Below are 20,900 nucleotides of genomic sequence, written 5' to 3'. Positions count from 1 at the left end.
TTATAAAAGCCTTTTAATCAATGATTAAAAGGTTTTTTTTATATTTGAATCTTACAATATTTGTACCTATGAGAAAATTTTACCTCCTGATGTTGGGATTCTTAGTATCTCAACCGTCTTATGGACAAAAGCATCATCAAAGCATTGAGATGAAAGGGCTTATTGAAAAGGAAATGAAATCCTATACCAATAAGATGGCTGCAGGAAATGTCAATCCTAATACCTTGAACTATGACCTCCAGTATCAAAGAATGGATGTTGTTTTAGATCCCGGTATTAACAGTATTGCAGGTTCGGTGACTTCTCATTTTAAACCTAATCAGAGTATGGGAAGCATTTATTTTGATCTATCAAATGTTTTGACAGTTTCTCAGGTACAATATCACGGAACAAACCTTAGCTTCCAGCAACTTCCCACAAAGGAAATAAAGATAAATTTTCCTTCCGCTCTGCCGGCTAATACCCTTGATTCCCTTACCATTCATTATTCCGGAGCTCCGGATCCTGTGTACAGTACTGTTATGTTTGGAACCCAGGGGGGAGCGAATACACCCGCTATGTCTACACTTAATGAGCCTTATGGTGCCCAGGATTGGTTTCCTACAAAGCAGAGTCTGAATGATAAGATTGAACGTTTTGACTTTAAGATCAATACACCCTTACAATATAGTGTAGCTGCCAATGGGAAGCTAATGTCTGAAACTCCTATTTTAAACGGAAGAAAACTTACATTTTGGCGAACCATGTACCCTACACCTGCCTATCTGATAGCATTGGGGATTACCAATTATGTGAAACTGAATGATACTATTGGAAACCCGCCATTCCCTTTTGTAAATTATATATATCCTTCTACCAATGCAGATCCTAACAGTATGTCCGGTATTGAATGGACCAAACAGATTATGAATACCTTTGAAACGTATTTTGGTGCCTATCCTTTCCGTAATGAGAAATATGGACATATGGAATATCTCAATGGAGGAGGAATGGAACATCAGACGATGTCATCCATGAGTGGATGGAGCAAAACACTGATTGCTCACGAGCTTGCCCATCAGTGGTTTGGTGATAAAGTAACTTGCGGTGCATGGAATGATATCTGGCTGAATGAAGGGTTTGCTACTTTTGGAGAACATGTAGCATACGAAAAACTGTTGATGTCGAATCCTGAATTCCTTAATTATTTATCCGGCCAGGTTAATTTTATAACAGGTAATACCGGGGGAAGCGTCAATGTTCCTGATGCGAGCCTTTCCAGTGTAGGAAGAATATTTGACGGAAGACTTAGCTACGCAAAAGGAGGCTATGTATTGAGAATGTTGAAATGGATTTTGGGTGATGCCAATTTTTATCAAGCAATTAAAGACTATCATTCCAGACCCAATTTAGCTTATAATTATGTAAGAACATCAGATTTTAATGCCTCACTGCTTCAGTCTACGGGAAAAGATTTTACTGAATTTTTTAACGATTGGATCTATGGGGAAGGATATCCTACTTATGCCATTAAATGGAGACAGCTGGGAAATGAGCTTGTGTTTAATATTGGCCAGACGCAAAGCCATTCTTCGGTAAGCTTTTTTGAGATGCCTTTACCTATAAAAGTAACAGGAACGGGAGGGCAGATCGCTTATCTTGTCCTGAACAATACTACTAATAATCAATACCTATCTGAAGCCGTAACCTTTCCGGTAGCAAGTGTGAAGTTTAATTATGAATACCAGATCCTGGAAAGAAACTCTACTGTTACCCAGGATAATACCCTGAGTGTTTCTTCTGTAGACAAAGAAAACTTTGGCTTGTATCCTAATCCTGCAAAAAATGAACTTTATCTGAAAGGGATCACAAAAACAACAGATTTCTCTATTCATGCAATAGATGGGAAATTACTAAGAAAAGGAACTTATCAGCCTGGTAAAGCAATAGGGATTTCAGAATTGGTTCCGGGAGCCTATATCTTTACTGTTCAGGAGAAAAATATTAAATTTATCAAACATTAAAAAGATACAGAACAGGTTATCCTATCGAATAACTTTATGGATACTAAAAACAAAGAAGCTTTCATATTTGAAAGCTTCTTTGTTTTCTGGCAGCCTTTGCTCCTCTTGCCTTAGCAACTTTTACTTTGTAGGTAAACCATTTTTCTTTGAAGAGAGTACGCATGATATTATCAAAATTCCTTGTCACAACTAGGTTCTTAAAGCCTCGCCATTTTTCAAGAAGACTGGAAGGTAGTGCCCTTATTGAAACGGAATAGCCTTCGGTATCATATTGTATATAGTGCCACCATCCGGAGGGAATATACAATGTCTCTCCCGGATGTAACACAGCTTCATAACCATTTAAGTAGAGGAGTGCAGGGTATTTTCTGTAATCCGGTTCTTTAATGTTGGCCAGGCTGTGAAAATTATAAGGCAGTTTATACATAAAGTCCGACTGCTCCCAGGGGAAAAGCCAAATTCTCTTGATACCCTGGAATTGGGTGATGAAAACGTGAGACATATCTATATCAATATGATTTCTGGTCACAGAGCCTTCGCCTCCAAAAAACATAAAAGGTAGCCATTTTAATATCTTACCTCCGGTGACATCATTGTAAATAATGTCTTCTTTAAGCTCAGGTTTAACGGTCAGTAAATTAAATAGAAAAAGACGGTGTTCCGTTGGCTGGGATTTTATAAGATTCAGGTAGTCTGAAAAGGTAGTCTGTGCAATAGGGCTGCTCGCCACTCTGTCCATAGAATCAAACTCACTTCCATAGATGTTAACTTTATTGCTGCCTGCTATTTCCTTAAAATAATCATAGTTCCATTTTTTAAAAGCCGGGCTATCGGGATCTGCGAAATCTTCAAGAATAATGGGAATCCGCGGTTTCATATGCTTGTTGATAAAGATTCTTGAACTTATTTTCTTTGTTTTTTCTACCGGGATCAATCTCATATTCTCTAAATTTTAAACAAATATAAATATTATCCTAGTAAATTAGTAGACTAATGCTGTTAAAACTGTTTTTTACCTTATATTTTTAGAATAAAATTTATAAAAGGTTTTATTTTACGGCCTTTTTAGTAAATTAGCACATCTAAAAAATTACTAAAAATGATCTCTGAAAAATACCTTCAACATTTACAGAATGAGCTTCAGAATATTGAAAATGACGGACTTTACAAAAGAGAAAGAATTATCACTTCTCAGCAGAGTGCGGAAATAGAAGCTAATGGGAAAAAGCTTTTAAACTTCTGTGCGAATAATTATTTGGGATTGTCCAATGATCCACAAGTGATGAAAGCTTCACAGGATATGATTGAATCTCATGGCTATGGAATGTCATCTGTACGTTTTATCTGTGGAACTCAGGATATTCACAAAGAATTGGAGAAAAAAATTGCAGATTTCTTAGGTCTTGAAGATACTATCCTTTATGCTGCCGCTTTTGATGCTAATGGAGGTGTTTTTGAACCCTTGTTTACCGATGAGGATGCTATTATTTCTGACGAACTGAACCATGCTTCTATTATCGATGGAGTTCGTCTTTGTAAAGCAGCGAGATACCGTTACAAAAATAACGATATGGCGGATCTTGAAGCTCAGCTGATTGCTGCTTCTGAGAAAAATCACCGTTTCAAAATTATCGTAACAGACGGAGTTTTCTCAATGGACGGTATTGTAGCAGACTTAAAAGGAGTTTGTGACCTTGCTGATAAGTATAATGCTTTGGTAATGGTTGATGATTCTCACGCTACAGGATTTATCGGAAAAACAGGCCGTGGAACTCATGAAGCTAATGAAGTAATGGGTAGAGTAGATATCATTACCTCTACATTAGGAAAAGCCCTGGGAGGTGCTTTGGGAGGATTTACTTCCGGTAAAAAAGAAATCATTGATATGCTGAGACAGCGTTCACGTCCCTATTTATTCTCGAACTCATTAGCACCAGGAATTGTGGGAGCAGCTTTGAAAGTATTGGATATGATTTCTGATGATACTTCACTTCGTGATAAAGTAATGGAGAATGCAGACTATTTCAGAACGGAAATGAAAGCCAAAGGTTTTGATATTCCTGATGGGGATGCTGCTATTGTTCCGGTAATGCTTTATGACGCTCCGCTTGCTCAAAAAATGGCGGAAAAACTAATGGATGAGGGAATTTATGTTATTGGGTTCTTCTATCCGGTAGTGCCGAAAGGAAAAGCAAGAATAAGAGTTCAGCTATCTGCAGCACATACAAGAGAGCACCTTGATAAAGCAATTGTTGCTTTTGAAAAAGTAGGAAAAGAGCTGGGAGTGATCTCTTAATACTGAATTTGATCAGAGTACAGAAAATATAATGTTCGGCTCGGGCAGCTTTGCTGCCCCGAGCCGAACTATTTTTTATATAAATCCATTTTTGGTTATATTTTCCTGATCAAAAGAAAATTATTTTTACCAATTATATAATAAGCTTATCTTTGCTTTTAATTTTTTCTGAATGCTTTATACAATAATCAAAGCGCTGCATATTATTTTTATGGTAAGCTATTTTGCGGGAATTTTTTATCTCGTGAGAATTTTTGTTTACTATAAAGATACTGATGAATTTCCGGAAGAAAAAAAGAAAATTCTCAGAGAGCAGTATACCTTCATGGCCAGAAGGCTGTGGAATATCATTACCGTTCCTGCCGGTATTATTATGGCAGTATGCGGACTGGTAATGATCTTTTTGAATCCCGGGCTTATGAAAATGCCGTGGTTTCATTTAAAACTGACTTTCCTTATCGGTCTTGCGGCTTATCATTTCTGGTGCTGGAAGAAAGTGCTTCAGCTGAAGACGCTGAGTGGAAATACCTTAGAAATCCCGAATATTAAACTGAGACAGGCCAATGAGATTGCTACATTTATTCTGTTTCTGGTTGTATTTACCGTTATTTTAAAATCTATGGTAATTGACTATTGGTGGCAATTAATTACAGGATTTTTCGTTCTTGTATTTCTGATCATGATGACCGTTAAACTCGTTAATAAAAATAAAAAAAACAAATAATTGTGGAGTAGGATGTATGCGTTAATCCATTACTACTTTTTACATTTTACAAAAAAACTATGATTGCAATTTTAAAGAAAGAACTTTGGAGTTACTTTGGAAACTGGAGCGCATGGGTTATTATTGCTGCATTCAGTCTGATAGCCACTCTTTTTCTGTTCTTTTTCGACAACGATTCTAATATTTTTGAGATCGGGATGGCATCCTTACAAAGCTATTTTGTTTTAGTCCCATGGCTGCTGATGTTTATTATTCCGGCACTTTCTATGAGGACTTTTGCAGAAGAGCAGCAAACAGGAACACTGAACTGGCTTTTTTCGCAACCTTTAAAAGTTTCCGACCTGGTAGCCGGGAAATTCCTTTCTGTATGGATTGTTGGGATTTTATGTCTTATCCCATCACTGATCTACCTTTATACGGTCTATGTCTTAGGAGTTCCGGAAGGAAATATTGACCTTGGAATGACTTTCGGAAGTTATATCGGATTGATTATTCTGATTGCCGCATTTTCAGGAGTTGGTATTTTAGCTTCTTCGCTATCACAGAACCAGATTATGGCCTACCTGTTAGGGGTATTTATGTGCTTTATTATGTATTTTGGAATCGAGCAGCTGGCGAGTTATAAATTATTGGGTGGAGCAGATTTTATCCTTCAGAATATAGGCTTTTACCAGCATTTCTTAGGTTTTACCAGAGGTCTTATTGACGGTAAAGATATTGCCTATTTTGTACTGGTTATTGGTGCTTCCTTAGTATTGTCCAATCATTTTATTAACAAGAAGAAGTAAAATTATGAAGAAGTTCAATGCTAAATCTCCACTGGGAATTTTCCTGATCATTATTGTTCCTTTGGTTGTAATCCTGGCGTATTCAGGAATCAGATTAGACTTAACAAAAGAAAAAAGATATACCCTTTCCGATAATACCATTAAAGTACTGGAATCTGTGAAGAAACCTTTAACGGTTGAGGTGTATCTGGAAGGTGATTTTCCGGCAAGCTTTAAACAGCTTCAGGGAGAAACGAAATTTATGCTGGAAGAATTCAGAAAGATCAATCCAAAGATTGACTTTAAGTTTATAGATCCCATCAAAACAAAAATGTCTCAGGATACCCTGATGGCAATGGGAATGCAGCCTTCCATTCTTCCCGATGTTAAAGACGGAAAAATTTCACAGATCACGCTTTTCCCATATGCGGTGATAAAATATGACAAAAATGGGGTGTCTATTCCTTTGGTCGTGCAGCAGGCAGGTATTGATGCAGATCAACAGCTTACAAGATCGATTGAAGGGTTGGAATACAGTCTTGTTTCCAATATTAAAAATATTGCCGCTGCGAAGAGAAAGAAAGTAGGTATTCTGGTCAACCATGACGAGCTGAATCCTGATGAATTTCAGGGATTTGTTCAGTTGGCGATGGAAAACTATGATGCAGGACCTATTATTCCTAAAAATCAGACAGAGCTTACATTGGAAGATGTTCCTTTGCTGAAGCAGATGAGTGCCCTGGTGATTGCAAAACCGCGTAAAGCTTTTACAGATAATGAAAAGGTAATCCTTGATCAATACATCATGAATGGTGGGAAAACACTTTGGATGATCGATGCGGTAAATGCTGAAATGGATACTTTGACAAGATCTAAAAAGGTAATGCCTTTCCCGGTTGATATCAATATGACAGATTTCTTTTTCAACTATGGATTAAGAATTAATCCAGCCCTGGTAAAAGATGTGAAGAAGTTTGCACTATTAAGATTAGTCACAGGAGAGGTGAGTGGAAATCCTCAGTATACAAGCTTACCGTGGCCATATTATCCGTTGGGAATTGCTGAGAACAACAATCCAATCACTAAAAATATCAATCCTGTAAAATTTGAATTCCCTACTTCCATAGATACGTTGGGAGGCAGAAAGAATATCAAGACAAAGGTTCTTTTTGAATCCAGTGAAAGAACATTGCTGAAGCAGGTTCCGAATTATGTGGATCTGAAGGAGATTGCCAGTGTAGACAGTCTTGGTCAAATGGAAAAGCCAAGCACACCAAAGATTTTTGCGGTAGCACTGGAAGGGAAGTTTAACTCTGCTTATGCTTCAAGAATTGAAAGAAAAGGCTATCCTGGCTTCAAAGCAGGCAGTCCTGAAAATAAAATGATCGTTATTGCTGACGGAGACGTTGGAAGAAATAAAGTGATCAAAGGAAAACCGCTTCCGTTAGGCGTAGATCTATTGACCAATGAACAGTTCGGAAACGAGCAGTTCCTGAGAAATGCTTTAGATTATCTGTTAGATGACAGCAACCTGATGGAACTGAGAAACAGAAATATTGAAGAAAGACTGCTGGACAGACAGAGAATTACTGATGAAAAAACCAATTGGCAGTGGCTGAATTTATTGCTTCCACTGATTATCATCGGCCTTATCGGAGGATTATTCTTCTGGCTGAGGAAGAAGAAATTCGGATAACAAATAAAAAAGAGAAGCTCATCAGCTTCTCTTTTTTATTTGTTTTTATTCTTTAATAAATTTAGCACTCAGATCTCCAATTTTATAAATGTAAAGCCCATTGGTCAGGTTTTGTACATTCAGACTAATAGAATCGTCGTGGGAAGAGAAAGATTGCGTAATAACCAGTTTTCCTGTGGTATCAAAAACTTCAACTTTATGAGCATTGTTCTGAGGATTGTTGATTTTCAATACTGTTTTTGCAGGGATAGGAAAGGCAACCAATTTACTCTTTACAGTTAAAATCTCTTTATTGCCAAGAGTGGAGGTGGGTAGTGAATAAATTTCTGTTTGTTGAGTCGTTTCGTTAAATAATTTTATCTTATTGGTGTTGTCTACAGGATCATGATAGATTTTAGTGTATTCAATTCTGTAAGTGCCTGGGAAATCTTTAATAATAGCACCGTCTTCATCAATAATTTTCACCTTGGAATCCGGAGTTCCATTAGCTTTGAAATAAACGATAAATTCCAGTTTATCATTGCTGTTGAATATATTTTTGGAAACCTGATGGTCTAAATCTGTGTCAAATGTCATCCAGTCATACCCTGCAGGCATTGTGATATTAAGGGTTTTGATATAATTAAAATTTTGACCGTAAATTTTAATGACAGGGGTATCTACTATTTGAGTACAATATAACAGCTGATTGTCATTGATGTACATGGCTGCATCCTCGGAAGCCGGAAATGTATGTACTAAGTTTATTTGCCCAAAAGCAAATCCTGTCGCAAGCATGGCGATAGAAAATAGAAGTTTTCTCATGTTTAGAAATTTGAAATTATGTATTGAAATTATTTTTTCTCAAAATTTTACAGCAAGGTAAAATACTTGAGGTAAGTGTTTTCATGGGTTAGTTTGTGCAAAAGTAATAAAATAACGGGTACATATAGTGAATTTTCCAGATTGGTTCCAGAGCAGTACCATAAAAAAAGAAGCCCTAAAGCTTCTTTTGTTTTTTTACGATTAATCATTTTTTTATTTTGACTGTTTCCGTTCAGTCAAAAAATAGTTGAGTAGTTATTTTCAATAATAATTTAGAAATATACTACTATTTTTGAAATGCTTCCTGAGGAAGTAACTCAGCCGTTTTGTAATAGCTGATATCCATATCAAATTTTGCCTGCAGATCCTGGAAAGTGTCATAATCAAAATGTTCCCAGTTCTGCTCATTTTCAGGGTCAGAAGTTTTATCTACTGCAAGCTCCAGTTTTCCGTCTTCCTGATAGCTGCATTCAATAGCTGCATACTTTTCCCCGTTTTCATCAGTAGTATACCAGCATTTTACAGTTTTTTCAAGTTCCGGTTTCTGGGTTTCGTTATTGATGACCTGAGAACAAATAAAATTTTCAGGATCATCATTATTGAAAACAGTTCTTGAAATTAAAGGCTGATCATCTACAGATAATGAATAAAGTTTGTTGGTAGAAATAATGAAACCATCCACAGTGTCCTTTTTTTCAACATCAAAAAAATCGGACTTTTCCTTCAGGTAGTTTAATACCTGGTTTTCATTCTCGTCTTCACTTATGAAATAATTGATGTTATAGATACTGTCTTCACTAATAAACTCAATTTCTTTCAAGACGTCTGAATCCTTCTCGTAATAATAGAGATGATATTCATCTTGCTTCACAGCATTATTTTTGGAAATAACTTCTCCAAAAATGTTTTTGTACACTTTTCTCATTTTTTAGCACGTTAATTAGTTTCATTATTAGTTTAAGCGGGTGTGAAGCAAAGATAAGTTTCTTTTTTTATTTTAATGGTAAGCTTAAAATAGTATTTATTTCGTAAGTATTTCAAATATCCTTTATAAAATCCTCATATTCAAAGTAAAATCTTTCAAATCCGTCCATTTTATCAACGAAAAATTCAAAAATTTCCTGCCATTTATTTTTATTAAAAATTGAAACTCCCTGTATATCAACCCATATGCGGCTTATTACCTTGCCATTTTCCAGTGAAAAATATTCCTCTTTTTGAAAATCACCGATAAAATCTTTAAGAATATCTTCCAAAGACCATATTTTTTCATAATATGCATTTCTAAAGATCTCATCCTTCATTTCGATGTCTAAGGAAACCTCTGCTTTTTTGTTATCTGCAGAAAATTTGAAGGATAGATCTTTTACTTTAGTATCATATAAGACCCATTTCCTGGGAAAAGATTTCCCGAAAGCCGTCCAAAATTCCTTCTTTAATTGCTGTGCTTCTTGTTTACTGAACATAAAGACAAACTTAATGATTTAATGGCAAAAAGGCAAAATAGGGCAATAGAATACCCCAAATTTGTACACACATTTGTACATACGCAGATGAGCCTTTTTACTTTAGATGATCCATATTAAACAAATTTCGTATTTTTGCTGTGATGCTTTCAAAAAAATCTCAATATGCGTTTAAAGCACTTTCATTTCTTGTAGAAAAAAGAAATGAAGGTCCTATTCTTATTTCCGAAATTGCGGAACATAAAAGGATACCCTTAAAGTTTTTAGAAAATATTCTGCTTGAATTGAAAAAAGCAGATATCCTCGACAGCAAAAAAGGCAAAGGAGGAGGCTACTTTTTGAAAGAAAACCCGGAAAATGTAAAATTGGCCAAGATTATCCGTCTGGTTAATGGTCCTATTGCCATGCTTCCTTGTGTAAGCCTGAACTTCTATGAAAAATGTGAAGACTGTAATGAAGATCACTGCGGTCTCCATGATGTACTGATTGAGGTTCGGGATGCCTCACTGAATATTCTTGAGAAAAAAACTTTAATGGATCTGGTTGATTAACCCGGTCCTTTTTTTCGAATTATTAGTCTACTTGTTTGGTAGGATAATATTTTTATTGGATATTTGCATAACTTCAAATGAATAAACTATGATTTCAAAAGAAGAAGCAGATCTACTGGAGCAGCTTACACCATTAGTTTTTAAAAATTTTGAAACCCCTGAAAGTAAGATAAATGCTGTTGAAGTTATAAAGATTTTATAATATGGTGATTTCAAGAAAAATTCAGATCAGACTCAATGTACTTTTTGTAACCCTTGCAGTATTATTTACTGCTGGTTTTTTAATGTATGAATGGGGATATCTCGATGAGCTTTTAACCATTTTGGCTAAAGACCATTACATTTTTTATTGGATGCTTCTGGTGGGTGTTTTTGCTGAAGTTGTGGCTGGCTCGATGGGAATGGGGTATGGGGTCATCTGTACAACCACTCTTATGTTTCTGGGGATCCCACCCCATATTGTAAGCGCCAGTATACATTCTGCAGAAAGCTTTACCACAGCTGCCGGAAGTATAAGTCATATTAAACTCAAAAATGTAAGTAAGACTTTGGTGAAAAAATTAGCAATCCCTGCTGTTATCGGAGCGGTCATTGGGGCTGTAAGTTTAACCTATCTTGGAGAATATTATGCTAAGATTACTAAAACACTTATTGCCTTCTATACCCTTTATCTGGGACTGCAGATACTATCCAATGCCTTTAAAGGAAAACAGAATAAAGCACTTAAAAAGAAGACTAATCTGACAAGACTTGGAGTGATCGGAGGTTTCATAGACTCCTTCGCAGGAGGGGGATGGGGCCCGCTGGTAACAGGAACATTAATTAAAAATGCTTTCACTCCAAGATTTGCCGTAGGAAGTTCTACGGTTGCAAAATTTATACTGACGATAACAGCTGCAGTTACTTTTTTCTTTACCCTCGGCATCCAGCACTGGAACATTATTTTAGGACTTCTAATAGGCGGGATTATTACAGCTCCTTTTTCTGCCATGCTTACGGCAAAGCTTCCTGTAAAGAAAATGTTTGTGTTCATAGGCTTGCTGGTGATTGTGATGAGTTCTATAACTATTTATAAATCAGTATTCAGTTAAAATTTATGACCTGATATTGAAAAATAAAAGGCTCAAAAGTGTATTTGATTTTGAAAATATTTTACTTTTACATCACTAAATAATTAAAAATGAATTTACATATCATTGCACTTTTTAAGTTTAATGAAAATTACCTGATGGATGCTGTAGAGCTGTTTCAGAAGCTTGTAAAAGAAACAAGAAAAGAAGAAGGCTGCCTGCAGTATGATCTTGTGGAAGACAAAGATAACAAAGGAACTTTCTTCCTGATAGAGCTTTGGGAAAGTGTTGATCATCACAACAGGCATATAGGGCAGGACCACCTGTTAGACTTTCGCAGAGATACTTCCAGAATGATGGAAAGTTCAGCAGAAGTATACAAAGGATTTAAAATCTATTAATAATATAAAAGGCGGTTTCAACATTCTGAAACCGCCCTTTTATTAGAAAAAATAGAAAGTATTAAAATAAATTATTTCACGATAAGTTTTTTCGTTTCAGTAGTACCACCATAAGTTATTTTTACAAGGTAATTTCCTGAAGTAAGGTGAGATAAGTTAATGTCTTGTTTATAGAAACCGGTCTGGTTGGTCAATTCTGATGAGTAAACCTGTTTTCCCGTAAGATCGTAAACCTCTACGCTTCCTTTGTTGCCGGCTCTTTCTTTGACATCAAAAAGAACAGTAACTTTTTTGTCAGCTGAAGTAGGGTTCGGATAAATTCCAAAAGAAGCCTTTTTTCCTACCTCTGTTATTCCTAAGGTAGCTGTCACTTTTTTGTATTTGAAATACATATCTCCGGTAGTTGCTCCTCCATTGGTTACAAAGTACATTCTGTAATAATCACTCCCTTTTTTAATGTAATATACCACATCACTCTTCACGGTACTGATCCCTTTCCATGAGTGGCCAATAGTTGTAATATTGGAAGAGAAGCTCGTCGTGGCGGGGATTGTATAGGCAGAAGTCGCCTGGCTCTCAGGTTGTACCATCGCCACTTTGATGTTGGGGCTTTGGATAGGTCCGGAAAGAGGATACATCTGAACCCCCATATAGAATGTATAATATTTGGTAAACATCAGATCCCATGCACTTCTGGATGGTTCCATATTGGGAACTTTAGCCCCTGTGTTAAATGAAAAATAATTAAAGAAAGCGTCATCTGTTCCATTAGCAAGGGTTCTTGTTTCCGTAGGGCCCCATGCACTTCCGTCCCATTTTGAATATTTAAAAGTATATCCGCCGTAAGCATCTACAATAGCAAATTTGACGTAAGCTCCCGTAGGATATTTTAAAACAAAAATTGCTTTTCCATCGATATGGTGAGTGATACCGTTGTACAGACCCCAGCCTGTTGATATCTGGTTTGGAGTTGTTGGGGTCACAGGCCCTTGTTCAAAAGCTCCCTGGCTTATATCAGTGGTCTGATCCGGGTTGTAGAGAGGTTCACCCCACGAAGATTCATTATTCAGGCTAATATTGTCCCAGTCAGCTAAATTGGTTGAAACTGCATATACTTGGATGTCAAGAGCATCATTAATTCTTGAACCAAATGCATAGGATGAGTTTCTATAAAATGCAATATCCCAGGTATTGGCTGGTTGAGAAATCACGTTTGCATCTGCAAAATCAAAAAATACACGGTTTTGATATTGATTTCCCATCGTCATATTTACCTGAGAGTATCCCAATGCATCAGTTTGTGCCAAAACAGTCTGCTGAACAGAAAGAGCCAATACTGAAGCCAATAATAGTTTTGTTTTCATAACTTATTTTTTATATCGTTATTTAGAATGATTCCACAAAAGTATATAATTATTTTTAATCAGTCTAAATAAAAACATGATTTATATCGTGTTTCCCTATTAATCTCCGGTTGAAACTGATACAATGGAATAAAAAAGCCGGTGAGAATTATTTCTCACCGGCTTTATAAAGGTAATAGTCTAATAAACCTTATTTTTTTATGAATTTTGATTTGATGGTTTTTCCATCAGCTGTTTCAATGATGGTATAATATACCCCGGTATGAAGCGTACTGATATCAAAACTTTGTCTGTCTAATTTTCCTTCCGCTGCTTTTTGACCTGAAGCAGAGTAGATCTGTATGTTTTTAGGGTCTTTTTTTGCCACAAATTCCAATGCTGTATTATTGGTGTTGACAGCGAATCTGATTTCGTCATTGGATTTTGTATTTTCCGTCACAGCAAGCGTTGCATTGTTGTAGATCACATCATCCATCTGAATAGCCGTGTGCATGGCACTTCCGATAATTTTAAAAGCGATATACTGATTGGAAGAAGCCGGTACCGGTAAAGAATACTGCGTATTCGTTGGGTTTAAGCTGATGACAGGCGCTATCGGAGTAAATGACGACATATCAGAAGTACTGTTAACTAGCCCAACTTCTATAGTTCCTGTAGCACCGGATGCTGATCCTGAAGTAAGTGCTGCAATAAAGGTAACTGTTTTTGTTCCATCCGGAGCCACAATCTGTGGAGAGATCAGATAACCCGCCGTATTGGCTGAACTGAAGCTATAATATTGAACTGTCTTATTGGTTGTTCCGGCTGCATATACCCATGGACCATCCGTCGCATTTTGAACTCTATTCCAGTTTTTTTGTGGCCATGCCGCAGCAGGACCTGCAGGACCCGCAACGAAAGTATCGAAGTTTTCATTAATAGTGGCTAACTGAGCATTCGCTGTAGCTGCTGTTAACACTAAAGTTCCTAAAAGTAATTGTAACTTCATAGCATTATTTTTATTTAGAATTATTCCACAAAAATATATAATTATTTTTAACTATTCTAAATAAAGCCTTATATTTGTCGAAAATTTTTTGCCTTTATGAAGAAGAAAGTGCTTTCAATACTATCTCTGTCAGCCATTTTTTTGGTGAGTGCACAACAGCAGGATTCTCTTAAACAGAAAAAAATAGAAGAAGTTGTCGTTACGGGACAATATACACAACAGTCTATTAATAAATCTATATATAAAGTTGAAGTTATTAATGCGGAACAGATTAAGAATATGGCAGCTACCAATGTGGCAGATGTTCTTAACCAAAGTTTGAATGTACTGATTATTTCTGATCGTCAATCAGGAAATTCTACAGCCAATTTAATGGGACTTGGAGGAGAGTACACTAAAGTGCTGATAGACAATATTCCTGTTGTAGGAGACATAGGTCTTGGAAATAATATAGACCTTACCAAGCTTAATGTCAATAATGTTGAAAGAATAGAGGTTGTAAGAGGTTCAATGGGTGTTGATTATGGAAGCAATGCTGTTGCCGGAGTTATTAATATCATCACCAAGAAAAACAGTCAGAAACCCTTAACCCTGAACGCTTCTGTACAGGAAGAAACAGTGGGAAAAGAGTATGATTTCAAGAAAAAAGGAGAAGGAAGACATATCCAGACTTTGAATGTAGGATACAATATCAATGATCACTGGTATGTAGGAGCCAATATTAATCATAATGATTTTCAGGGGTTCAGAGGAACTCAGGAAGGATATAAATATTTTGAACAGGACGGGAAAAGAGGATACCTATGGCAGCCTAAGGACGTTCTGAATGTAGACGGAATTGTTAGATACAGTAAAAATAAAACCTCCATTTTTTACAAATTTGGTTTTGTCAATGAAAAACTAAACTATTATAATCCAACGGTAGGAGAACATTTTTACAGTGTCACCGACAGAACATACTTCTCTAATGACAGAGATTATCTGACCACCCGATATCTGCACCAACTTAATGTGCAAACCAAACTGGGTGCGGTAAACTATACCGGAGATTTTTCTTATCAAACTCAGGACAGAAAATACAGAGATTTCAAATACGATATTCCTAACAGAAAGGTAATTGGCGACAAAGTGGCCTACCAGTCGTATAATAAAGCAGATGTTTTCTATTCAAGAGGGGTATTCAGTAATTTTTTAGACAGTAAAAAGATTGATTTCCAGTTAGGGTATGAGTTGGATCACACTTCCGGATATGCCGGAAATATTGCAGGAACCTTTCAGGGAACGGATAATATAAAAAGAAAGATATTTAACTATGCCAATTTTATGTCCATCGAATGGAATGCAACAGATTGGTTATCATTACGTCCGGGATATCGCCTTGCACTGAGTGATAAGTTTGATGCCCAACATAATTATTCACTGACTGCCAGAGTGAAAGCAACTGAAAATGATAATTTCAGATTGGTCGTAGGAAGTGCCAACCGATTTCCGAATTTTGATGAGCTCTATACCTATATGGTAGACAGTAATCATGATATCAGAGGAAACGAAAACCTTACACCGGAACAGGGAATGACCGTTTCCGTAAACGGAGAAAAAAAGATTGCTACAGATTCAGGCTGGAACTTAGGGGTAGGAGCGAGTGCTACTTATCTTCATGTGAAGGATAGAATAGAGTCTGTAACAGTAAGCAGACAGCCTTTGAAATACCAGTATCTTAACCTGAATAAATATGAATCCTATTTATTTGAAGCCAATTTCAGAGCACAGAAAAATCAGCTTGCTTTAGCTGCCAATGTAGCATACTATGGGATTGCTAAGCAGTTAAAAGACGGAGATGCAGTTTCACCCAACGATTTCTTCTATACACTGGAAGCTAATGCAGTAGTGAATTATACTGTTCCGAATATCAATACTACACTTTCACTATTCTATAAATACACCGGAAAAACTCAGGAGTTTGTATTATCATCTGACCTGAAGAATCCTGAATACAGAATTGGAGAAAGAGATGATTTCCATATGATGAATTTCATTGTTACGCAGCCTTTTTTCAAGAACCAACTGGAACTAAGCCTGGGAGTAAAGAATATTTTTGATGTATCTGCCATAAGGGATACAACACTTCCGGGAAATACACATGAGGCTGCAGATCCGAATATTAATCTTTTCTATGGCAGAAGTTATCTGGCCAGATTAAGCTACAATTTTTAAAATTCTAAAAATGAAAAAAATACTATTTTATCTTATGCTGGGAGTGTCATTTGTATCACAGTCCTGCATCAATGATAACGAAGATCCGGTACCTGTAGTTCCTTCAGAGGGAGTATCTGTAAAACCGGATGTAAGAGGCTCTGCACAGCCGAATCAGGTATGGATAGATTTTAGTGATGTAGATCAGGAAGGGCAACCAAGACAGACGGTAAACAGCCGGACAGACTGGGATCTTGCATTTTATTCAGGGACTGAATTTAAAGTGGTTTTAAATACATCCATCATGATGGCTGCGGCTAAAATTCCCAATGTTGCAGACATTGCATCTGTGAAAGAATCTGACGTAAGCAGTCTAAAAGAGGTAGTACAGGTTGCCAACTTTGATACTGAAAATACCATTTATATTGACGATGTGAAAGGGAACTATCCTTCCAGTCAAACTGCGATAGCAGAAATCGATGCAGATCCTGCTAAAAATGCAGTTTATCTTGTGAATTTGGGGAAAGAAATCTATAAAGGAAGCATTGCTGTGGGATCTACCATTGCAGGAGGAGATGAAAGAGGCTGGATGAAAATACAGGTGACAAGACAGGCTAATGATTACAAAGTACGATACGGAGATATCAATGCTGTTGGCAGTGCAATAAAAGAGGTGATCATCAAGAAAAATAACGCCTATAACTTTACTTTCTTCAATTCAAAAACAGGGAAGGAAGTAGCTGTTCAGCCTGAGAAAAATAAATGGGACATCAGTTTCTCTGTGTTTACCAATATTGTTCAGGGGGCAGGAAGCTATGTGAATTCAGATTTTGTAACCATCAATAATGTTGCTAAGGTAGGAGCTTATGAAGTGAAAATAGCTTCCGGGTCTGCTGTAGACGCTTATAATAAATTTAAAAAAGCTGATGTGGATGATTCAAAGTTGGTATATAACGAACAAAGAATAATTGGAGGAAACTGGAGAGAAGTAGGACCTTCCGGATCTAAGGTAAAAGGAGATGTATTTTATATCATTAAAGATGCATCGGGATCTTATTTTAAGCTAAGATTCGTACAGCTTACCGATGACAAAGGAGAAAGAGGACATCCCATGTTCCAGTATAAAGCATTATAAAAAATCAAATAATCATATATCATGAAATTGCCATTAACGAAACTCTCCGGTAAACAAAGGCAGATGAGGATGGTAATTGCATAGACCTAGAAAAAATAAATCTGTACTTATGAAAAAATTCATCCTTGCAGCTTCTGTTCTTGTAGCAGTATATTCTTGCAAAAAAGAAGAAGGAGCTAAAAAAGAAAATACTACGGAAGCTTCATCTGAAGCTCCCAAAAGCAATAATAAAATTGTAACATTAAGCGGTGGAATCACCGAGATCGTAAGTGCTTTAGGGCATGAAAAAGAAATCGTGGGAACTGATGTTACCAGTACTTATCCTGAAAGTTTAAAAGCTACAGCTAAAGACCTGGGCCATGTAAGATCAATGACCATTGAACCGATCATGGCGGTAAATCCCACTTTAATTCTGGCTTCTGATAAAGATATCAATCCGGAATTATTGGGGAAAATCAATTCTTCAGGAATCAAAGCAGAAGTATTCAAGCAGGAGTACACGGTAGACGGTACTAAAAAACTGATCGAAGAAGTAGCAAAAGCAATTGGAAATACAGATTACCAAAAGCTGAATGATAAAATAGATGCAGATCTGAAACAGGTACAGCTTATCGCTAAAAAACCTAAAGTATTATTTATCTACGCAAGAGGAAACATGCTGATGGTAGCCGGTAAAAATACACCAATGGCTTCCCTGATCAACCTTGCAGGAGCAGAAAATGCAGTTACTGAATTTGAAGATTTCAAACCGTTAACTCCGGAAGCTGTGGTAAAAGCTAATCCTGATGTATTATTTTTCTTTACAACAGGTTTACAGGGAGCAGGAGGAAACGAAGGTGCACTTAAGATGCCGGGAGTATCCCAAACCAATGCAGGGAAAAATAAAAAGATCATTGCAATGGACGGAGGTTTAGTTTCAGGTTTTGGACCGAGACTAGGAGAAGCAGCAGTTGGATTAAATAAACTTTTAATTGAGAACACAAAGTAAACTATACTTTTATCTTACTATAAGTGCAGTACTGCTTGTGATTATAGCAGTACTGTCACTTAATACAGGAGTCTATGACTTTGGCGGAAATTCCGCATTCAAAGTACTGTGGCAGTTTATAAAAGGAGACCCCAATTTATCTTTAAGTGATAAATATGTGGTCTGGGATGTACGGGCAGCCAGAATTATTATGGCTATTTTAATAGGAAGCATGTTGTCGGTTTCAGGAACAAGCCTGCAGGGGTTGTTTAAGAATCCTCTGGCGACGGGAGATTTAATAGGACTTACATCGGGAGCGACACTATTGGCAGCAATTGCAATTGTTTTAGGAGGGCATTTCAAAGAATATCTTCCTGAAGCCGTACAATTCTCACTGGTAGGAATCTCGGCTTTTATAGGATCTTTTTTATCAATGATGTTGGTGTACAGGATTTCAACAAGCGGAGGAAAAACCAACGTGGTGATGATGCTGTTGACAGGAGTTGCCATTACGGCAATTGGATTCTCCATTACCGGATTCCTGATCTATATTTCAAAAGATGAACAGCTGAGGGATTTGACATTCTGGAACTTAGGAAGTCTGGCAGCAGCTACCTGGACGAAGAACATTATTTTGGGAGTTGTTTTAATCATAGCTTACATTATTCTGCTTCCAAAAGGAAAAGCTTTCAATGCAATGATGCTGGGAGAAAAAGATGCACAGCATTTGGGTATCAATGTAGAAAGGCTGAAAAAGCAGATTATTATTATTGTAGCTTTAATGGTGGGAACATGCGTTGCATTTTCAGGAACCATTGGATTTGTGGGGCTTATTGTACCGTATATTTTGAGACTTTTATTCAAATCCAATTATGCATTTATTCTGCCATTATCAGCCCTATGTGGAAGTATCCTGCTTTTAACGGCAGATACCTTCAGCAGAAGTATTGTAGCACCTTCAGAACTGCCGATAGGAATCCTTACCGCTTTAATGGGAGGCCCTATTTTTATCGCTATTTTAGTTAAATTTAAAAAAGCTCTCTAATGATCAAGGCCCATCAGATTAATTATAAGCATAAAGATTTTCATATCCTGGATGGAGTAGATGTCTCTCTGGAATACGGAGAATTTCTGGCAATTGTAGGTCCAAATGGAGCCGGAAAGTCCAGTTTGCTAAGTGTTTTGGCAGATGAGGTGAGAACCGGAAAACAAAAAGTCTTATTTAAAGACAAACCCATCAGCGAATGGAATGTAAAAGAACTTTCTAAACATAAAGCCAAATTTTCCCAACACAACAGCAATGATATTCCCCTGGAAGTAAAAGATGTTGTGATGATGGGAAGATATCCCTATTTTGATTCCCAACCCGGGAAGGAAGACCTTGAAGCGATGAATAATATGATGTACGAAACAGATGTTTTTCACCTTAAAGACAGGGAATACAATACGCTTTCCGGAGGAGAAAAACAACGGGTACACCTTTCCCGTGTGATGGCTCAGCTTCAAAATGAAATTGCCCATACACTCATGTTTCTGGATGAACCGCTGAATAATTTGGATATAAAACACCAGTATAAAGCGTTGGATATTATCAAAAAATTCACACAAAAAGCCAATAGTGCGATTGTTGTTTTACATGACCTGAACCTTGCTGCACAATTTGCAGATAAGATTTTACTGATGAAATCAGGAAGAGTTTCTGCGTATGGAACACCACAGGAAGTTTTTACGGCTGAAAATATAAGTGATGCCTATAATTTCCCATGTACCATCTGCGAACATCCCATTACTAATAACCCAATGATCATTTTTGGATAACCATGGAAAAAGAAGAATTAAAAATCCTCGCCCATAACCTTGCCAATCCTCAAGGTGAAAAAGGCATTGAAATCGGTGAAATGATGAATGCTACCAATATAGGGATGACCCTGGAAAGCATTAAAGCGCTTGTGATAGAAGATTATGAACATATTCTTGAAATAGGACACGGAAATGCAGCACACCTGAAGACTATTATAGGCTTAGCTCAAAATACAAGATATACAGGAATAGATATTTCTGAAACAATGCATCAGGAAGCCCGAAGACTCAATGAAGCGTTTGGAAATCAGGCAGATTTTGTTTTGTATGAAGGCAGCATACTTCCTTTTAAAGATGAAACTTTTAATAAAATATTTACAGTCAATACTGTATACTTTTGGGAGAATCCTGTCGCATTTTTAAATGAGATCTACAGAGTTTTAAAAGACGACGGAACCTTTGTTCTTACGTTTGCACAAAAAGATTTCATGGAAAAGTTACCGTTTACGGCTTATGATTTCACGCTCTACAATAATGCAGAGATGGAAGAATTGATATCCCAAAGCCATTTTAAAAGAATGAAAACTTCTGAAAGAGAAGAAGAGATAAAAAGCAAAACAGGAGAAGAAACAATACAGAGAATTTATACAGTTTTAACCATAAAAAAATAAATAA

General features: G+C 36.7%; 20 protein-coding genes. 14 read left to right on the top strand and 6 right to left on the bottom strand.

The features are described 5' to 3' along the window. The first annotated feature begins 68 nt into the window (after nt 1–68). Nucleotides 69–2,003 (top strand): M1 family aminopeptidase, encoded by a 1,935-nt coding sequence (locus tag JML65_RS01375; protein ID WP_202269678.1) that lies wholly within the window; start codon nt 69–71, stop codon nt 2,001–2,003. Nucleotides 2,004–2,064: 61 nt separating this feature from the next. On the opposite strand, the gene JML65_RS01370 is transcribed toward JML65_RS01375, so the two are convergent. Continuing rightward, nucleotides 2,065–2,943, bottom strand: a complete 879-nt coding sequence (locus JML65_RS01370) for a cupin-like domain-containing protein (RefSeq protein ID WP_202269677.1) — start codon at nt 2,941–2,943, stop codon at nt 2,065–2,067. A gap of 159 nt (nt 2,944–3,102) precedes the next feature. Between JML65_RS01370 and kbl the strand changes: the two genes are divergently transcribed. The 4 genes from kbl (at nt 3,103) to gldG (ending at nt 7,486) form a co-directional block, all read left to right on the top strand. Continuing rightward, nucleotides 3,103–4,299 carry a glycine C-acetyltransferase gene (gene kbl / locus JML65_RS01365; protein WP_115917246.1) on the top strand — a complete coding sequence of 399 codons (1,197 nt, stop codon included), beginning with the start codon at nt 3,103–3,105 and terminating at the stop codon, nt 4,297–4,299. 172 nt (nt 4,300–4,471) lie between these two features. Continuing rightward, nucleotides 4,472–5,023, top strand: coding sequence for a CopD family protein (locus tag JML65_RS01360; RefSeq protein WP_084086064.1), 552 nt, complete (start codon nt 4,472–4,474; stop codon nt 5,021–5,023). Nucleotides 5,024–5,082: 59 nt separating this feature from the next. Further along, entirely contained in the window at nt 5,083–5,811 is a 729-nt protein-coding gene (locus JML65_RS01355; protein ID WP_047485567.1) for an ABC transporter permease, read from the top strand. 4 nt (nt 5,812–5,815) lie between these two features. Then, nucleotides 5,816–7,486, top strand: coding sequence for a gliding motility-associated ABC transporter substrate-binding protein GldG (gldG, locus tag JML65_RS01350; RefSeq protein WP_202269676.1), 1,671 nt, complete (start codon nt 5,816–5,818; stop codon nt 7,484–7,486). A gap of 45 nt (nt 7,487–7,531) precedes the next feature. On the opposite strand, the gene JML65_RS01345 is transcribed toward gldG, so the two are convergent. The 3 genes from JML65_RS01345 to JML65_RS01335 all read right to left on the bottom strand — a co-directional run bounded on the left by JML65_RS01345 (nt 7,532) and on the right by JML65_RS01335 (nt 9,756). After that, nucleotides 7,532–8,290, bottom strand: a complete 759-nt coding sequence (locus tag JML65_RS01345) for a T9SS type A sorting domain-containing protein (RefSeq protein ID WP_202269675.1) — start codon at nt 8,288–8,290, stop codon at nt 7,532–7,534. Between the two features lie 286 nt (nt 8,291–8,576). Then, nucleotides 8,577–9,215, bottom strand: coding sequence for a hypothetical protein (locus JML65_RS01340; protein WP_047485561.1), 639 nt, complete (start codon nt 9,213–9,215; stop codon nt 8,577–8,579). Between the two features lie 112 nt (nt 9,216–9,327). Continuing rightward, entirely contained in the window at nt 9,328–9,756 is a 429-nt protein-coding gene (locus JML65_RS01335) for a DUF4268 domain-containing protein (RefSeq protein WP_047485559.1), read from the bottom strand. Between the two features lie 143 nt (nt 9,757–9,899). On the opposite strand from JML65_RS01335, the gene JML65_RS01330 reads away from it, so the two are divergent. The 3 genes from JML65_RS01330 (at nt 9,900) to JML65_RS01320 (ending at nt 11,778) form a co-directional block, all read left to right on the top strand. Beyond that, nucleotides 9,900–10,307 (top strand): RrF2 family transcriptional regulator, encoded by a 408-nt coding sequence (locus JML65_RS01330; RefSeq protein ID WP_047485555.1) that lies wholly within the window; start codon nt 9,900–9,902, stop codon nt 10,305–10,307. Nucleotides 10,308–10,510: 203 nt separating this feature from the next. Next, the gene (locus JML65_RS01325; RefSeq protein ID WP_047485553.1) at nt 10,511–11,398 is read left to right on the top strand and encodes a sulfite exporter TauE/SafE family protein; all 888 of its coding nucleotides are present in this window, start codon (nt 10,511–10,513) and stop codon (nt 11,396–11,398) included. Between the two features lie 89 nt (nt 11,399–11,487). Next, nucleotides 11,488–11,778 carry a putative quinol monooxygenase gene (locus tag JML65_RS01320; protein ID WP_047485551.1) on the top strand — a complete coding sequence of 97 codons (291 nt, stop codon included), beginning with the start codon at nt 11,488–11,490 and terminating at the stop codon, nt 11,776–11,778. Between the two features lie 71 nt (nt 11,779–11,849). Here the strand turns inward: JML65_RS01320 and JML65_RS01315 are convergent, their stop codons facing one another. Beyond that, nucleotides 11,850–13,142, bottom strand: coding sequence for a T9SS type A sorting domain-containing protein (locus tag JML65_RS01315; RefSeq protein WP_047485549.1), 1,293 nt, complete (start codon nt 13,140–13,142; stop codon nt 11,850–11,852). A 190-nt stretch (nt 13,143–13,332) separates the two neighbouring features. After that, nucleotides 13,333–14,130 (bottom strand): T9SS type A sorting domain-containing protein, encoded by a 798-nt coding sequence (locus JML65_RS01310; protein ID WP_115917239.1) that lies wholly within the window; start codon nt 14,128–14,130, stop codon nt 13,333–13,335. 96 nt (nt 14,131–14,226) lie between these two features. Between JML65_RS01310 and JML65_RS01305 the strand changes: the two genes are divergently transcribed. The 6 genes from JML65_RS01305 (at nt 14,227) to JML65_RS01280 (ending at nt 20,896) form a co-directional block, all read left to right on the top strand. Next, nucleotides 14,227–16,344 (top strand): TonB-dependent receptor plug domain-containing protein, encoded by a 2,118-nt coding sequence (locus JML65_RS01305; RefSeq protein ID WP_115917237.1) that lies wholly within the window; start codon nt 14,227–14,229, stop codon nt 16,342–16,344. A 10-nt stretch (nt 16,345–16,354) separates the two neighbouring features. After that, the gene (locus tag JML65_RS01300) at nt 16,355–17,458 is read left to right on the top strand and encodes an HmuY family protein (protein ID WP_202269674.1); all 1,104 of its coding nucleotides are present in this window, start codon (nt 16,355–16,357) and stop codon (nt 17,456–17,458) included. 109 nt (nt 17,459–17,567) lie between these two features. Then, the gene (locus JML65_RS01295) at nt 17,568–18,446 is read left to right on the top strand and encodes a hemin ABC transporter substrate-binding protein (protein ID WP_202269673.1); all 879 of its coding nucleotides are present in this window, start codon (nt 17,568–17,570) and stop codon (nt 18,444–18,446) included. Beyond that, nucleotides 18,430–19,470, top strand: a complete 1,041-nt coding sequence (locus tag JML65_RS01290; RefSeq protein WP_084086056.1) for a FecCD family ABC transporter permease — start codon at nt 18,430–18,432, stop codon at nt 19,468–19,470. Before JML65_RS01295 ends, JML65_RS01290 begins: the two co-directional genes overlap by 17 nt. After that, the gene (locus JML65_RS01285; RefSeq protein ID WP_047485535.1) at nt 19,470–20,243 is read left to right on the top strand and encodes a heme ABC transporter ATP-binding protein; all 774 of its coding nucleotides are present in this window, start codon (nt 19,470–19,472) and stop codon (nt 20,241–20,243) included. The genes JML65_RS01290 and JML65_RS01285 overlap by 1 nt, the downstream gene beginning before the upstream one ends. A 2-nt stretch (nt 20,244–20,245) precedes the next feature. After that, complete coding sequence (locus JML65_RS01280; RefSeq protein WP_202269672.1) at nt 20,246–20,896, top strand: class I SAM-dependent methyltransferase; 651 nt, start codon at nt 20,246–20,248, stop codon at nt 20,894–20,896. The last annotated feature ends 4 nt before the right edge of the window (nt 20,897–20,900 follow it).

Source organism: Chryseobacterium sp. KMC2 (genome assembly GCF_016756935.1).
Lineage (GTDB): Bacteria > Bacteroidota > Bacteroidia > Flavobacteriales > Weeksellaceae > Chryseobacterium > Chryseobacterium rhizosphaerae.
Note: the sequence above shows the minus strand (reverse complement) of the source record. Positions and strands in the feature narration are given on the sequence as shown.

Excerpts from the sequence above, each read along its gene's own strand:
- JML65_RS01375 (WP_202269678.1), top strand. The coding sequence starts at position 69 with ATGAGAAAATTTTACCTCCTGATGTTGGGATTCTTAGTATCTCAACCG.
- JML65_RS01370 (WP_202269677.1), bottom strand. The coding sequence starts at position 2,943 with ATGAGATTGATCCCGGTAGAAAAAACAAAGAAAATAAGTTCAAGAATC.
- kbl (WP_115917246.1), top strand. The coding sequence starts at position 3,103 with ATGATCTCTGAAAAATACCTTCAACATTTACAGAATGAGCTTCAGAAT.
- JML65_RS01360 (WP_084086064.1), top strand. The coding sequence starts at position 4,472 with ATGCTTTATACAATAATCAAAGCGCTGCATATTATTTTTATGGTAAGC.
- JML65_RS01355 (WP_047485567.1), top strand. The coding sequence starts at position 5,083 with ATGATTGCAATTTTAAAGAAAGAACTTTGGAGTTACTTTGGAAACTGG.
- gldG (WP_202269676.1), top strand. The coding sequence starts at position 5,816 with ATGAAGAAGTTCAATGCTAAATCTCCACTGGGAATTTTCCTGATCATT.
- JML65_RS01345 (WP_202269675.1), bottom strand. The coding sequence starts at position 8,290 with ATGAGAAAACTTCTATTTTCTATCGCCATGCTTGCGACAGGATTTGCT.
- JML65_RS01340 (WP_047485561.1), bottom strand. The coding sequence starts at position 9,215 with ATGAGAAAAGTGTACAAAAACATTTTTGGAGAAGTTATTTCCAAAAAT.
- JML65_RS01335 (WP_047485559.1), bottom strand. The coding sequence starts at position 9,756 with ATGTTCAGTAAACAAGAAGCACAGCAATTAAAGAAGGAATTTTGGACG.
- JML65_RS01330 (WP_047485555.1), top strand. The coding sequence starts at position 9,900 with ATGCTTTCAAAAAAATCTCAATATGCGTTTAAAGCACTTTCATTTCTT.
- JML65_RS01325 (WP_047485553.1), top strand. The coding sequence starts at position 10,511 with ATGGTGATTTCAAGAAAAATTCAGATCAGACTCAATGTACTTTTTGTA.
- JML65_RS01320 (WP_047485551.1), top strand. The coding sequence starts at position 11,488 with ATGAATTTACATATCATTGCACTTTTTAAGTTTAATGAAAATTACCTG.
- JML65_RS01315 (WP_047485549.1), bottom strand. The coding sequence starts at position 13,142 with ATGAAAACAAAACTATTATTGGCTTCAGTATTGGCTCTTTCTGTTCAG.
- JML65_RS01310 (WP_115917239.1), bottom strand. The coding sequence starts at position 14,130 with ATGAAGTTACAATTACTTTTAGGAACTTTAGTGTTAACAGCAGCTACA.
- JML65_RS01305 (WP_115917237.1), top strand. The coding sequence starts at position 14,227 with ATGAAGAAGAAAGTGCTTTCAATACTATCTCTGTCAGCCATTTTTTTG.
- JML65_RS01300 (WP_202269674.1), top strand. The coding sequence starts at position 16,355 with ATGAAAAAAATACTATTTTATCTTATGCTGGGAGTGTCATTTGTATCA.
- JML65_RS01295 (WP_202269673.1), top strand. The coding sequence starts at position 17,568 with ATGAAAAAATTCATCCTTGCAGCTTCTGTTCTTGTAGCAGTATATTCT.
- JML65_RS01285 (WP_047485535.1), top strand. The coding sequence starts at position 19,470 with ATGATCAAGGCCCATCAGATTAATTATAAGCATAAAGATTTTCATATC.
- JML65_RS01280 (WP_202269672.1), top strand. The coding sequence starts at position 20,246 with ATGGAAAAAGAAGAATTAAAAATCCTCGCCCATAACCTTGCCAATCCT.